Annotated in this window: 11 protein-coding genes; 6 read left to right on the top strand and 5 right to left on the bottom strand. The window is 73.4% G+C overall.

What is annotated here, in order from left to right:
* Positions 1 to 152 precede the first annotated feature (152 nt).
* From HLA93_RS03545 to HLA93_RS03535, 3 genes are all read left to right on the top strand, one after another.
* A complete protein-coding gene (locus tag HLA93_RS03545; protein ID WP_222192863.1) occupies positions 153 to 1,787 on the top strand; it encodes a methyl-accepting chemotaxis protein in 1,635 nt (544 codons plus the stop codon).
* A 228-nt stretch (positions 1,788 to 2,015) separates the two neighbouring features.
* A complete protein-coding gene (locus HLA93_RS03540) occupies positions 2,016 to 4,829 on the top strand; it encodes a methyl-accepting chemotaxis protein (RefSeq protein ID WP_222192862.1) in 2,814 nt (937 codons plus the stop codon).
* A 5-nt stretch (positions 4,830 to 4,834) separates the two neighbouring features.
* The gene (locus tag HLA93_RS03535; RefSeq protein ID WP_308127920.1) at positions 4,835 to 6,340 is read left to right on the top strand and encodes a chemotaxis protein CheW; all 1,506 of its coding nucleotides are present in this window, start codon (positions 4,835 to 4,837) and stop codon (positions 6,338 to 6,340) included.
* A gap of 16 nt (positions 6,341 to 6,356) precedes the next feature.
* Here the strand turns inward: HLA93_RS03535 and HLA93_RS03530 are convergent, their stop codons facing one another.
* On the bottom strand, positions 6,357 to 6,899 hold the full coding sequence (locus HLA93_RS03530) for a bacterial proteasome activator family protein (protein ID WP_222192861.1): 543 nt from the start codon (positions 6,897 to 6,899) through the stop codon (positions 6,357 to 6,359).
* A gap of 79 nt (positions 6,900 to 6,978) precedes the next feature.
* On the opposite strand from HLA93_RS03530, the gene HLA93_RS03525 reads away from it, so the two are divergent.
* A complete protein-coding gene (locus HLA93_RS03525) occupies positions 6,979 to 8,196 on the top strand; it encodes a cysteine desulfurase-like protein (protein WP_222192860.1) in 1,218 nt (405 codons plus the stop codon).
* Positions 8,197 to 8,268: 72 nt separating this feature from the next.
* Here HLA93_RS03525 and HLA93_RS03520 read toward each other — a convergent pair whose 3' ends face one another.
* From HLA93_RS03520 to folP, 4 genes are all read right to left on the bottom strand, one after another.
* Positions 8,269 to 9,258: an NAD(P)H-quinone oxidoreductase gene (locus tag HLA93_RS03520; protein WP_222192859.1), complete on the bottom strand. Its 990-nt coding sequence runs from the start codon at positions 9,256 to 9,258 to the stop codon at positions 8,269 to 8,271.
* 100 nt (positions 9,259 to 9,358) lie between these two features.
* The gene (locus tag HLA93_RS03515) at positions 9,359 to 10,954 is read right to left on the bottom strand and encodes a 4-coumarate--CoA ligase family protein (RefSeq protein WP_222192858.1); all 1,596 of its coding nucleotides are present in this window, start codon (positions 10,952 to 10,954) and stop codon (positions 9,359 to 9,361) included.
* Positions 10,955 to 11,046: 92 nt separating this feature from the next.
* The gene (locus tag HLA93_RS03510) at positions 11,047 to 11,472 is read right to left on the bottom strand and encodes a PaaI family thioesterase (RefSeq protein ID WP_222192857.1); all 426 of its coding nucleotides are present in this window, start codon (positions 11,470 to 11,472) and stop codon (positions 11,047 to 11,049) included.
* A gap of 97 nt (positions 11,473 to 11,569) precedes the next feature.
* Positions 11,570 to 12,430 (bottom strand): dihydropteroate synthase, encoded by an 861-nt coding sequence (gene folP, locus HLA93_RS03505; RefSeq protein ID WP_222192856.1) that lies wholly within the window; start codon positions 12,428 to 12,430, stop codon positions 11,570 to 11,572.
* Positions 12,431 to 12,478: 48 nt separating this feature from the next.
* Between folP and glsA the strand changes: the two genes are divergently transcribed.
* Together glsA and HLA93_RS03495 are read left to right on the top strand one after the other, a co-directional pair.
* Complete coding sequence (glsA, locus tag HLA93_RS03500; RefSeq protein ID WP_222192855.1) at positions 12,479 to 13,411, top strand: glutaminase A; 933 nt, start codon at positions 12,479 to 12,481, stop codon at positions 13,409 to 13,411.
* A 52-nt stretch (positions 13,412 to 13,463) separates the two neighbouring features.
* Positions 13,464 to 14,009: a DinB family protein gene (locus HLA93_RS03495; RefSeq protein WP_222192854.1), complete on the top strand. Its 546-nt coding sequence runs from the start codon at positions 13,464 to 13,466 to the stop codon at positions 14,007 to 14,009.
* Positions 14,010 to 14,035 lie beyond the last annotated feature (26 nt).

The raw sequence follows: 14,035 nt of genomic DNA, 5'->3' as shown, positions 1-14,035 counted from the left end.
GTCACCGCTCACGCGGTGGCCGGCGTCCGGCGTCTGCGCCCTCGGTCACCCCGACGGGCCGCTCCTTTCAGTTGCGCTCAACAGGACCCGTGGACTGCCGATGAGAACGACGAGCGGGCCGCACGAGCGAGCCCTCGGGCAGAGGGGCACACATGGAACCGGGAGCACAGCAGCAGTCGTCGGAGGCGGGCGGCGGACTGGGGGCGATCGCCGAACGGGTGGGGCTGCGCGGTCGGCTGCTCGTCGCGATCGGGCTGGTGGCCGTCACCACGCTGACCGTCGGCTCGGTCGGCATCCAGCGCATGTCGGTGCTCAGCGACAAGGCCGAGCAGGTGCACGCCGAGGGTGCCGTGCCGCTGGACGCGCTGCGGCAGCTGCAAGCCGGGTGGTGGCAGTTCTCCGCCACCAACGCCCGGGCGAGCATCTCCGAGCTCCCCGCCGAGACGCGAGCCGCGTTCGCCCAGGCCTCGACCGAGAGCCTGCAGGTGCTGACGGAGGCCACCGCGGCCGCTGAGGACCTGCCGCTGTCCGACGAGGCCCGGGCCGGCTACGAGCAGTTCGCCGCGGCCTCGCAGCAGTACCTGGGCATGCTCCAGCAGCTGTCCGGCGGTCAGGGCACCCGGACGCCGCAGCAGACGCTGGCCCTCATCGGTCAGATGAACGACACCGAGACGGCGATCTCGGCCGCACTGGTCGCCGCGACCGACGCAGCCGCCGCGGACGCCGAGCAGACCGCCGCCGAGGCCCGGGACGCCTACACCAGCGCCCGCACCGTGACCCTGGCGATCATCGCGGTCGGCCTGCTGGTCTCGGTGCTGCTGGCGCTGCTCGTCGTCCGGTCGGTCATGCGGCCGGTGCAGCGGGTCCGCGAGGTGCTCGACCAGGTCGCCGGCGGTGACCTGAGCGTGCGCGCCGGGGAGACCGGTGGCGCCGAACTCGGTGAGGTCGCCCGGTCGCTGGACACCACCCTGGACTCGCTGAGCAGCGTCCTCACCCTCGTCAACGAGTCCGCCGGCCGGCTGGCCGGTGCCTCGCAGGCGCTGAACGCCGGGGCGGCCGGCATGGCCGAGAGCGCCCGGACCGCCACCGGTCAGGCCGACGTGGTCGTCGCCTCGGCCGGTGAGGTGGCCGCCAGCGTGGACACGGTGTCGACGGGGTCGCAGCAGATGGAGGCGGCGATCCGGGAGATCTCGCAGAACGCCAGTGAGGCCAGCCGGGTGGCCGGTCAGGCCGTCGCGGTCGCGGAGAACACCACCCGGACGGTCGGGAAGCTGGGTGACTCCTCGCAGGAGATCGCCACCGTGGTCAAGCTGATCAACGGGATCGCCGAGCAGACGAACCTGCTGGCCCTCAACGCCACCATCGAGGCCGCCCGGGCCGGCGAGGCCGGCAAGGGCTTCGCGGTGGTGGCCAGCGAGGTGAAGGAGCTGGCGCAGGAGACCGCGCGGGCCACCGAGGACATCTCCAAGCGGGTCGAGGCCATCCAGGGCGACACCGCCGGGGCGGTCGCGGCGATCGAGGAGATCAGCTCGGTGATCGGGCAGATCAACGACTACCAGGCCACCATCGCCGCGGCGGTGGAGGAGCAGACCGCGACCACCAACGAGATGAACCGCAACGTCGCCGAAGCGGCCAGCAGCTCACGCAGCATCGCCACCGCCATCTCGGGGCTCGCCGCGGGCACGCAGCAGACCAACGAGGGCGTGGCCGAGGCCCAGCGCTCGGCGGCGGACCTGGCCCGGATGAGCGACGAGCTCCAGGACGCCGTCCGGCGGTTCACCGTCTGAGCATCCCTCCGCCGATCGGCGGACCACGCCGGGACGTCACCGCCGATCGGCGGTGACGTCCCGGTCGTCGTCGTCGGCGGCGGGCACAGCCGGGGACCCGGTGTGTGACGCGTGTGGCGGGTGGGTCGACCCCGTGACGGGCGACGCCGTCCACTGGATGTCGGACCGCTGCGGCCGAGACTGACTGCGTCCCACCGGATCGTCCACGAGCCATCGAGGTGCCCGCGCATGCCCACCCCCACCGGCGAGGACCCCGCCGCAACCGACCACCTGCGCGAGCTGTGCCGCATCGCGGAGGCGATGCGCGACTCCTCCGCGACGGTCGAGCTCGCTCTCGACGGGACCGTGCTGACGGCCAACCGGCACTACCTCGACGTCATGGGGTACACCTCCGACGAGCTGGTCGGGCAGCACCACCGGAAGGTCTGCGACCCCGCCCACGCCGCGTCGGCCGAGTACGCCGCGTTCTGGGACCGGATGGCCGCCGGGCAGGTCGACGCGGGCGTCGTGGTCAAGCGGCTGGCCAAGGGCGGCCGAGAGGTGTGGCTGCGCGGCTCCTACATCCCCATCCCGGATGCGTCCGGCCGGCCGACGAAGGTCGTCGTGCTGGCCACCGACATCACCGAGGGGAAGGTCGCCGCGCTCGAGCGGCTGAGCCAGGCCGTCGCCCTCGACCGGTCGCAGGCGGTCATCGAGTTCGCCCTCGACGGCACCGTGCTCACCGCCAACTCCAACTTCCTGGACGCGATGGGCTACACGCTGGCCGAGGTGCGGGGCAAGCACCACCGCCTGTTCGTCGAGCCCACCACGGCCGCCAGCACCGAGTACGCCGAGTTCTGGCAGCGGCTGGGCTCCGGCCAGTTCGAGGGCGGGGTCTACAAGCGGCTGGCCAAGGGCGGCCGCGAGGTGTGGCTGCAGGCCACCTACAACCCGATCCTGGACGACGAGGGCCACCCGCTCAAGGTCGTCAAGTTCGCCAGCGACATCACCGTCGCGCGACTGGCCGAGGCCGAGTCCCGAGGCAAGGTCGCGGCGATCGACCGGGCGCAGGCGGTGATCGAGTTCAAGACCGACGGCACGGTGCTCAGCGCGAACACCAACTTCCTGGAGACGATGGGCTACGCCCTGCACGAGGTCCAGGGCAGGCACCACCGACTGTTCTGCGAGCCGGCCCTGGCCAGCAGTCAGGAGTACGAGGAGTTCTGGGAGCGGCTGGCCAGCGGGGCCTACGAGTCCGGGGAGTTCAAGCGACTGGCCAAGGACGGGCGCGAGGTGTGGCTGCAGGCCACCTACAACCCGATCCTGGACGACGTCGGCAAGCCGATCAAGATCGTCAAGTTCGCCAGCGACATCACCGAAGCCAAGTTCTCCGGCGCCGAGGCGCGCGGCAAGGTGGCCGCGATCGACCGCGCCCAGGCGGTCATCGAGTTCGACCTCAGCGGCCGCATCCTCACCGCCAACCAGAACTTCGTCGACACCATGGGCTGGGCGCTCACCGAGATCCGCGGCAAGCACCACCGCATGTTCTGCGAGCCCTCCTACGCCGCCTCCGACGAGTACGCGGAGTTCTGGGCGCGCCTGGGCCAGGGCCACTACGAGGCCGGGGAGTTCAAGCGGCGCGACAGGGACGGGCGGGAGGTGTGGCTGCAGGCCACCTACAACCCGATCCTCGACGACTCCGGGCGCGTGGTGAAGGTGGTCAAGTTCGCCTCGGACGTCACCCGGGCCAAGCGGCAGAACGCCGAGTTCACCGGCAAGGTGACGGCGATCGAGCGCGCTCAGGCGGTCATCGAGTTCGACCTCGACGGCACCATCCTCACCGCGAACCCCAACTTCCTCGACGCGCTGGGATACACGCTGTCGGAGGTGCAGGGCAAGCACCACCGGGTCTTCTGCGATCCCGTCTACACGACCACCCAGGAGTACCGGGAGTTCTGGGAGAAGCTGAGCAGCGGCGACTTCCACACCGGGGAGTACCGGCGCATCCACAAGAGCGGCCGCGACGTCTGGATCCAGGCGACCTACAACCCGATCCTCGACGACACCGGCCGGCCGTTCAAGGTCGTCAAGTTCGCCAGCGACGTCACCACGGCCAAGCTGCGCAACGCCGAGATCGAGGCCCGGGTCAACGCGGTGGACCGCGCCCAGGCCGTGATCGAGTTCGACCTCGAGGGCAACGTGCTGTCCGCCAACGACAACTTCCTGCGGACCATGGGCTATTCGCGCCGGGAGGTGCTCGGCCACCACCACAGCGAGTTCTGCGACGACGAGTACATCCGCTCGCCGGAGTACCGGGACTTCTGGATCAGGCTGGCCGCCGGCGAGGTGCTGGCCGGGCGGTTCCACCGCAAGGGGAAGTACGGCCGCGACGTGCACATCCAGGCCACCTACAACCCGATCCTCGACCTGACCGGCCAGCCGTTCAAGGTGGTGAAGTTCGCCTACGACGTCACCGCGGAGGTGGAGCGGGAGCGCCGGATCGCCCTGGGCACCAAGGACATGACCACCTCGGTGCAGCAGCTGTCGGCGTCCATCGAGGACATCGCGCGCAGCTCGCAGACGGCGACCGGGCTGGCCGCGGAGACCCAGGACAACGCGCGGCAGGGCGTGGAGGCGCTGCGCGCCTCGCTGGAGGCCATCGCGCTGATCCAGAGGTCGTCGAACTCGATCACCGAGATCGTCCGGGTCATGGGCGAGATCGCCAACCAGACGAACCTGCTGGCTTTCAACGCCTCGATCGAGGCCGCACGGGCCGGGGAGCACGGCGTCGGCTTCTCCATCGTCGCCGGCGAGGTGCGCAAGCTGGCCGAGCGCTCGTTCGAGGCGTCCCAGCAGATCGGCAAGCTCATCGAGGAGTCCGCCGAGCGGGTCGCCCAGGGCTCGGAGGTGTCCAAGCGGGCCGAGAACGCGTTCGAGCGGATCGTCAGCAGCGTCACCCGCACCAACGACACGATCCTCAGCATCTCCGAGTCCACGCAGCAGCAGCAGGCGGCCTCCCGCCAGGTCGACGAGCTCATCTCCCAGCTCGCCGCCGCGGACTGACCGTCGTGGCCACCTCGGAGGAACCGGCCGGGGACGTCGTCCACGGCCTGCTGCGGCTGGCCGGGATGGACGTCGCCCTGCCGCTGTCGGCGCTGCGGGAGGTCGTGCCGTGCCCGGCCGAGCTGGCCGGGCTGCCCGCGGCGTCGCCCGGCCTGCTCGGCGCGATCGAGCTGCGCCGGCTGGTCCTCCCGGTGCTGGACCTGCAGGCGGTGACCGGGCGCGCGGAGGAACGACACCCGGACCAGGTCGTCGTCGTCGTGGCCTCCGGCGGCCGGGTGCTCGGGCTGCTGGCCGACCAGGTGCAGGGGATCTGCGAGGTCCCCGCCGACAGCCTGGTGGCCGCGCACGCGCACGGCGGTGGGCTGCTGTTCTCGCACACCTTCCGGCACCCCGACACCGGCCGGGCGTACAGCGTCCTGGACGCGGCAGCGGTGCTGGAGCTGCCGGGCGTGCCCACCGTCACCGACGTCACCCGGGACGCCGCACCCGTGGGGGCTGGCGGGCCGGTGACCGGCCGGCACACCCTGACCGTGCTCCGCTGCGGGGAGCACCGGCTGGCGATCGACGCCGCGCACGTGCACACCACCATCCCCACGCCGGACCTGCGCACCTCGGTGCTGACCAGCCGGATGTGCCCGGGCACGGTGCTGTACGCCGACCGGGAGGTGCCGGTCGTCGACCCGCTGGTCCTGCTCGGACTGGGTGAGCTGCCACGCGCGGACACCGGCGCGGGCCTCGTGCTGGACCTCGGTCACGGCTACGTGGTGCTGGCGCTGAGCGAGCTGCTGGAGCTGGCCCACGTCGGCCCGGACGACGTCCTGCCCACCCCGTCGTTCGCCCTCCCGCGGCCGGACCTGCTGGCCGGGATGGCGCAGGTCGCGGGCGTCGGGGACTGCCTGGTGCTCGACGGCGGGACGATGCTGACCGACCCGCAGCTGTCGGGCTTCGCGGCGGTGAACACCGCGCTGGAGGCCACCCGCGGCGACGACGGGTCCGCGCTGGCGGCGGCGGCCGCCGCGGCCGGCGGGGCCCCGGCCTACCTGACGTACTCGATCGGCCTGGACATCGCCACGCCGCTCGAGCAGGTCGGCGAGATCCTGCCGTTCCCGGACTCGCTCACCCGGACCTCGGTGCCCGGGCTGCTCGGGCTGGTCACGCACCGGCGGGCCGCGGTGCCGGTGCTGTGCCTGTCCACCCTGCTCGGCCGCGAGCAGCGGGAGGTCGGGCCGTCGACCTGCCTGCTGCTGGTGGAGGTCGATGACGCGGTGGTCGCGTTCACGGTCGACGCCCTGCGCGGCATCTCCCCGCTCACCTGGACCGACGCGGACCAGACCGTGCGGGGCGGGACCGGCGACCGGGGTGCCACGCTGCAGTCGGCCCCGCTGGTGCGGGTCGGTGAGGACAGCAGGCTCCTGCCGGACCTGGACCTCCGTGCGGTGGCGCGGCGACTCAGCTCGGCCACCGCCCTCCCGACGACCCGATCGGGCGCCGCGGAGCTGACCGCGGTCTGATCGTCACTGCCGGGGCTCAGAGGTACTGGCCGCCGCCGGGGCGCTGGTCAGCGGCGGGCGCGCCGCCGGGGAGGGCCTTGCGGCGCATCTCCTCCAGCTGGGCCCGGGCGGCCATCTGCTGGGCGAACAGCGCCGTCTGGATGCCGTGGAAGACGCCCTCCAGCCAGCCGACCAGCTGGGCCTGGGCGATCCGCAGCTCGGCGTCGGAGGGGGTCTCGCCCTCGGTGAAGGGCAGCGTGATCCGGGCCAGCTCCTCGCGCAGCTCGGGGGCCAGGCCCTGCTCGAGCTCGCGGATCGAGGAGGCGTGGATGTCGCGCAGCCGGTTGCGGCTGGCGTCGTCCAGGGGCGCGGCCCGCACCTCCTCCAGCAGCTGCTTGATCATCGTGCCGATCCGCATCACCTTGGCGGGCTGCTCGACGAGGTCGCCGACCCCCGCCATGCCACCGTCGTCCCCGTCCATCCCGTCCTGGGGCATCGGCATCGCCCCGACCGGCTGACCGTCGGGCCCGACGACGAGGACCTGCTGCGGGCGCGACTCACCGGTGCCTGGTGCTGTCATGGCCTCCATCCTGCCTCGCGCCCTCCGCGGGGCCCCGAGCGCCCGGCCGGGCCGCCGCCGGACGAACTAGGCTCCCGGCATGTCGTCGGGCGGGGGCCAGCTGGACGTCGCCCGGGTCCGGGGGCTCTTCCCGGGGCTGTCCGACGGGCTGCTGCACGCCGACGGCCCCGCTGGCGCGCTCGTGCCGGAGAGCGTGGTGCGCGCCGTCTCCCAGGCCATGCGGGTGCCGATCGCCGACCGCGGTGGGGTGTTCGCCGCCTCGGCGCGGGCCGAGGCGCTGGTGTCCGGGGCGCGGTCCGCGGTGGCCGACCTGGTCGGCGGCACACCCTCGGGCGTCGTCCTCGGGCCGAACATGACGACGCTGACCTACACCCTTGCCCGCGCGCTGGCCAAGCACTGGCGGCCCGGCGACGAGATCGTGCTCAGCCGGCTGGACCACGACGCCAACATCCGCCCGTGGCTGCAGGTGGCCGCCGAGGTGGGCATGGTGGTGCGCTGGGCGGAGGTGGACATCGAGACCGGGGAGCTGCCCGACTGGCAGTACGACGAGCTGGTCACCGGCCGCACCCGGCTGGTCGCCGTCACCGCGGCGAGCAACGCCATCGGCACCCGCCCGGACGTCGCCGCGATCGCCGTCCGGGCCCACCGGGTCGGTGCGCTGGTGTACGTCGACGGCACGCACGCCGCGCCGCACGTGCTGCTGGACGCCGACGAGCTGGGGGCGGACTTCCTGGCGCTGTCGGCCTACAAGTGGTGCGGCCCGCACGTCGGCGCGGTCGTCGCCCATCCCGGCCTGCTGGGGGAGCTGCACCCGGACAAGCTGACGCCGGCGCCGGACCGGGTGCCCGACCGGTTCGAGGTGGGGGCGCCGTCCTTCGAGCTGTACGCCGGGGTGGCCGCCTCGGTCGACCACCTGGCCGCCCTGTGCCCGGACGCCCCCGGCACGCGGCGGCAGCGGCTGGCCACCTCGATGGCCGCGGTGCACCGGTACGAGGCCGGGCTGTTCGGCTGGCTGGACGACGCGCTGCGGTCGATGGCGCACGTGCAGGTGCTCGGCTCGCCGCAGCACCGCACGCCGACCCTGTCGTTCACCGTCTCCCGGATGCGCCCCCGGCAGGTGGTCGGCGAGCTGGCCCGGCGCGGCGTCTGCGCCTGGGACGGCGACTTCTACTCCCGCGAGCTGTTCGACGCCATCGGGGTGAACGAGACCGGCGGCGCGGTGCGGCTGGGGCTGATGCACTACAACACCCCGGAGGAGGTCGGCCACCTGATCGACCACGTCTCCGCCCTGCGCTGATCGAAGGACCTGACTGCCCCCCACGACTCGCAGGCTCGCCGCGGGCCCCTGCAGCCAGGCCGTTCCAGCACGTCACGCGGGGACGAGGAGGACCTTGCCGATGGCGCCGCTGGACTCCAGCAGGGTGTGCGCCTCGGCAGCGCGGGACATCGGCAGCCGGCGGTCGACGATCGGGCGGATGACGCCGCGCTCGACGTCGGGCCACACGTCGTGCCGGACGGCGGCGACGATCTCGGCCTTGCCGCCGGGGCCGGTCGCCGGGCGGGAGCGCAGGGTGGTGGCGGCCACGGAAGCCCGCTTGCGCATCAGCTTCCCGAGGTCGATCTCGGCCTTGGTGCCGCCCTGCATGCCGATGCCGACCAGCCGGCCGCCGGTCGCCAGCACGTCGACGTTCCGGGCCAGGTACTTGGCCCCGATGATGTCCAGGACGACGTCGGCGCCATGCCCGTCGGTGGCCTCGCGCACCACCTCCACGAAGTCCTGCTCCCGGTAGTCGACCAGGATCTCGGCGCCCAGCTCGCGGCAGAACGCCAGCTTCTCCGGGCTGCCGGCGGTCACCGCCACCCGGGCGCCGGCCCGCACGGCGAGCTGGACGGCCATGGTGCCGATCCCGCTGCCGCCGCCGTGCACCAGGAACACCTCACCGGCGCGCAGCCCGGCGAGCATGAACACGTTGGACCAGACGGTGCAGACGACCTCCGGCAGCGCCGCCGCGGTGGCCAGCTCGACGCCGGCGGGGCGGGGGAGCAGCTGACCAGCCGGGACGGCGACCCGCTCGGCGTACCCGCCACCGGACAGCAGGGCGCACACCTCGTCGCCCACCGACCAGCCGGTGACGCCCTCGCCGACCTCGCTGATCACGCCGCTGCACTCCAGGCCGAGCACCTCGCTGGCGCCGGGCGGCGGCGGGTAGTGCCCCTGCCGCTGGAGCAGGTCGGCCCGGTTCACCGCGGCCGCGGCGACGTCCACCAGCACCTCGCCGGGCGCGCACACCGGGTCGGGGACCTCGCCCCAGCCGAGGACCTCGGGCCCACCAGGGGAGTCGATCGTCACCGCACGCATGCCCCGACCCTAGGCCCGCCCCGAGGGCACGACGCGACGATCATGGAACGCCGGGGCGGCACGCTGCGTGCCGCCCCGGCGCCATGACCGTCGCGCGCGGTCAGCGGTTCTTGAGGTCCTTGCGGAGGATCTTGCCGGCCATCGACTTGGGCACCTGCTCGATGAACTCGACCAGCCGGATCTTCTTGTGCGGGGCGACGTGCTCGGCCATGTAGGCCTTGATCTCGTCCTCGCTGATCTCCGAGCCCGGCGCCCGGACGACGAAGGCCTTGGGCAGCTCCTCGCCGCTCTCCTTGTCCAGCACGCCGATCACCGCGGCGTCGGCGATCTGCGGGTTGTTCAGCAGCACGGCCTCAAGCTCGGCCGGCGCCACCTGGTAGCCCTTGTACTTGATCAGCTCCTTGACCCGGTCGACGACGGTGTAGCGGCCCTCGTCGTCCACGATCGCCACGTCGCCGGTGTGCAGCCAGCCCTCGGCGTCCAGGGTCTCGGCGGTGGCCTGCGGGTTGTTCAGGTAGCCCTTCATCACCTGCGGCCCGCGCACCCACAGCTCGCCGCGCTCGCCGGGGGCGGCGTCCTCGCCGGTGGCCGGGTCGACGAGCCGGCACTCGGTGTTGGGCAGCGCGTAGCCGACCGTGCCCTTCGGGGTGGGGCCGGCGCCGGCCGGCTCCAGGCCGACCTCGGGGGTGGTGTGCGAGACCGGCGACAGCTCGGTCATGCCGTAGCCCTGCCCGACGCTGACCCCCTCGCTCGCGCCCTTGCGCAGCCGGTCCTGCGCGGCCTGGGCCAGCGACTCGTCCAGCGGGGCGGCGCCGGAGGTGATGCTGCGCAGCGACGACAGGTCGAACTGGTCGACCATCGGGTGCTTGGCCAGCGCCAGCACGATCGGCGGGGCGACGAACGCCCGGGTGATCTTGTGGTCCTGGATGGTGCGCAGGAACTGCTCCAGGTCGAACCGGGGCAGGGTGACGACGGCGCCGCCCCACTGCAGGCCCTGGTTCATCAGCACGGTCAGGCCGTAGATGTGGAAGAACGGCAGGACGGCGATGATCCGCTCGTTGCCCTCGTCCACCCCGGCCAGCGGGCGCGACTGGGACACGTTGGCCACCAGGTTGCGGTGGGTGAGCATGACGCCCTTGGGCAGCCCGGTGGTGCCGCTGGAGTACGGGAGCGTGATCAGGTCGTTCGCCGGGTCGATGTCCACCTGCACGGCGGGGGCGTCGGCGGTGATCAGGTCGCGCAGCGAGGGGTGGCCCTCGGCGCCGTCCATCACGATGACCTCGTCGACCGGCGACTTCTCGGTCGCGGCCAGCGCCCGGTCCAGGAACGGGGAGACGGTGACCAGCACCTTGGCGCCGGAGTCCTTCAGCTGGAAGGCGATCTCCTCCGGCGTGTACAGCGCGTTGACCGGGCTGATCACGCAGCCGGCCGCGGCGATGCCGTGGAAGACCACCGGGTACCAGATGGTGTTCGGGCTGAACACGGCGACGACGTCGCCCTTGCGCAGGCCGCGGGCATGCAGGGCGGCGGCGACGCGCTCGACGTAGAAGGCGAGTTCACCGTGGGTGATCGTCTCGCCGGAGAGGCCGTCGATCAGGGCAGGGCGGTCGGCGCGTTCGCCGGCGCCCGCCAGCACGAACTGCGGGACGGACAGCTCCGGGATCTCGACATCGGGATAGCGGCTGGCCAGCGGCACGGGGTCCTCCTCGACTCAGGTGCGGTGACGCCAGTCTCACACTCGGCGTGTCGTGCGCCACACCCGGGCTACCCGCCGGTAGCCCGGGAGGGTCAGCGCGGCCAGAGCACCGACTGGGTGCAGCGGAAGAGCGCCAGCGTCTTCCCGGTGGCCTCGGCGGTCACCACGGCGTCCCAGACCTGCGTCGTCCGGCCGGCGTGCACGTTCGTGGCGACGGCGGAGATCCGACCCTCCCGGGCGGTGCCCAGGTGGTTGCTCTTCAGCTCGATGGTGGTGAAGCCGGTCGACCCCTCCGGCAGCAGTGCCCGGGTGGGCAGGCCGCAGCTGGTGTCGGCGAGGGTGACCACGGTGCCGGCGTGCAGGTACCCGTTGGGCGCGAGCAGCTCGGGTCGGACGTCCAGGTGTGAGGTCAGCCGGCCCGGCTCGTGGGTGTCGACGACGATCCCCAGCAGTCCGGGCAACGTGCCCGGCAGGATCGCGTTGAGCTCGTCTGCGGTGAGGAACCCGGTGGCGGCCATGCCGGGCAACCTATCGCCGCGGGGCCGTCCGACCCTCCGGCCTCCCGGCAGGGGCCGCGCCGAGCCCGCGAGGGGTGGGGGCGGGGAGGCCCCTTCCTCAGGCGAGGCCGCGGGTGGTGCGGGCCGGTGGCCGGTCGCCGCGGATGGAGGCCACCATGTCCAGCGTCTGCCTGGTCGCCGCCACGTCGTGCGCGCGGAACACCCGGGCGCCCAGCCAGGCGCTCACCGCGGTCGCGGCCAGGGTGCCGGTCAGCCGGGCGTCGACCGGGACGTCGAGGGTCTCCCCGACGAAGTCCTTGTTCGACAGCGCCACCAGCACCGGCCACCCGGTGGCGACCAGCTCGTCCAGCCGCCGGGTCGCCTCCAGCGAGTGCCGGGTGTTCTTGCCGAAGTCGTGCCCGGGGTCGATCAGCACCCGCTCCGGGTCCACGCCCGCGGCGACGGCGGCCTCGGCCAGCGCCGTCGTCCGCCGCACGATGTCGGCGACCACGTCGTCGTAGGTGACCCGGTGCGGCCGGGTGCGCGGCGGCAGCCCGCCGGCGTGGGTGCAGACGATCCCGGCCCCGGCCTCGGCGGCGACGTGCGCCAGCTCCGGGTCGACCCCGCCCCACGCGTCGTTGACCACGTCGGCGCCGGCGGCCAGCGCCTCCCGGCCGACCTCGGCGCGGTACGTGTCGATGGAGATGGGCAGGTCCGGGTGCGCCGTGCGGATCGCCGCGACCAGGTCCACGGTGCGGCGGATCTCCTCGGCGGGGTCGACCTCCGCGCCCGGGGCGGCCTTCACGCCGCCGACGTCCACCATGTCCGCGCCCTCGGCCACCACCCGCTCGACCCGGGCCAGCGCCGCGTCCAGCTCGTAGGTGGAGCCGCGGTCGTAGAACGAGTCGGGGGTCCGGTTGACGATGGCCATCACGACCAGCCCGCCGTCCGGCACGTCGAGGGAGCCGATGCGCAGCACGGGCCCACTCAACCAGCCCGGTCGCGCGCACCGTGACACCGTCCGGGGGTGTCCACGACCCCCGCCGACGTGCCCGACGACCTGACCGACGTCCTCGACCGGGTGGCCGCCGAGGCGCGGCCGCTCGCCGAGGACGACGAGGTCGCCCAGCCCGGGGCCGGCCCCGAGCGGTTCGCGCTGGCCCTGTGCGAGCTCGACGGCACCGAGCACGTCGCCGGCGACGCCGACGTCGGCTTCCCGGTGCAGAGCGTGGTCAAGGTGTTCACGCTGACCGCCGCGCTGCGACTGGTCGGCGAGGACGTCTTCCAGCGGGTCGGCCGTGAGCCGTCGGGAGACCCCTTCGACTCCCTGGTCCAGCTCGAGCGCGAGCACGGCGTGCCCCGCAACCCGTTCATCAACGCCGGCGCGGTGGTCGTGTGCGACGTGCTGGTGGGCGCCGCCGGATCGCCGGAGGCGGCGGTGGAGGAGGTCACCGACCTGCTGTCCGAGCTGGTCGGCGAGCGGCTCGAGCCCGATCCCGAGGTGCTGGAGGAGGAGCGCACCGGCGCCGACATGAACACGGCGATGGGCCACCTGATGAGCTCCTTCGACAACTTCACCCACCCGGTGGCCGAGGTGGTGGACGCCTACGCGCAGCTGTGCGCGCTCACCGTGACCACCCGGCAGCTGGCCCGGGCCGCCCGGTTCCTGGCCCACGACGGGGTGGACCCACGCACCGGCGACCGGGTGCTCAGCGAGCCGCTGGCCCGGCGGGTCAGCGCCGTGATGCTGACCTGCGGCACCTACGACGCGGCCGGGCAGTTCGCCTACGACGTGGGCTTCCCGTGCAAGAGCGGGGTGGCCGGCGCGGTGATGGGCGACGTGCCCAACCGGTTCGGCGTCTGCGCCTGGTCCCCGCCACTGGACCGGGCAGGCAACTCCCGGGCCGGCCGGGCAGCGCTGCACCTGCTCAGCGAGCAGCTGGGGCTGTCCCTGCTGTGAGGCCGGGACGGCGGTCCCGCTCGGCGGCCGGTGGACCCGACAGACTGGCCGGGTGACTGTGTTCCCGCCCGCCCCGCCCCGCGACGACCCGCCGTTCCGGGACGGCGAGCGCGCCGCCCTGGACGCCTGGCTGGACCTGCACCGGGCCACCCTGCTGACCAAGTGCGCCGGCCTGACGCCGGAGCAGCTGGGTGAGCGGTCGGTGCCGCCGTCCTCGCTGAGCCTGCGCGGGCTGCTGCGGCACATGACCGACGTCGAGCGCTCGTGGTACCGGCGCGTGTTGGGCGGCGCCGGTGACGCCCCGGCCCTCTACTGGAGCGACGACGACCCGGACGGCGACTTCGACGCGATCGGCCGGCCCGGCGACGACCCGGCGACCGCCGTCCCCGCCGAGCTCGCCGCGTGGACCGCCGAGGTGGCGGCCGCCCGGGAGATCGCCGCGGGCTTCGCCTCGCTGGACGACGTCGGCGCCGGCCTGCGGCACGGCGAGCGGGTGTCACTGCGCTGGGTGCAGCTGCACATGATCGAGGAGTACGCCCGGCACAACGGCCACGCCGACCTGCTCCGCGAGCGCATCGACGGCGTCACCGGCGAGTAGCTGCCCGGCCGTGTCCGCCAACACGG

It is taken from the genome of Modestobacter italicus (assembly GCF_019799965.1).
Classification (GTDB): Bacteria; Actinomycetota; Actinomycetes; order Mycobacteriales; family Geodermatophilaceae; genus Modestobacter; species Modestobacter italicus_A.
This window is presented reverse-complemented; position numbering and strand designations above follow the sequence as displayed.

Coding starts and splice junctions, on each gene's coding strand:
- HLA93_RS03545 (WP_222192863.1), top strand. CDS start 153: ATGGAACCGGGAGCACAGCAGCAGTCGTCGGAGGCGGGCGGCGGACTG.
- HLA93_RS03540 (WP_222192862.1), top strand. CDS start 2,016: ATGCCCACCCCCACCGGCGAGGACCCCGCCGCAACCGACCACCTGCGC.
- HLA93_RS03530 (WP_222192861.1), bottom strand. CDS start 6,899: ATGACAGCACCAGGCACCGGTGAGTCGCGCCCGCAGCAGGTCCTCGTC.
- HLA93_RS03525 (WP_222192860.1), top strand. CDS start 6,979: ATGTCGTCGGGCGGGGGCCAGCTGGACGTCGCCCGGGTCCGGGGGCTC.
- HLA93_RS03520 (WP_222192859.1), bottom strand. CDS start 9,258: ATGCGTGCGGTGACGATCGACTCCCCTGGTGGGCCCGAGGTCCTCGGC.
- HLA93_RS03510 (WP_222192857.1), bottom strand. CDS start 11,472: ATGGCCGCCACCGGGTTCCTCACCGCAGACGAGCTCAACGCGATCCTG.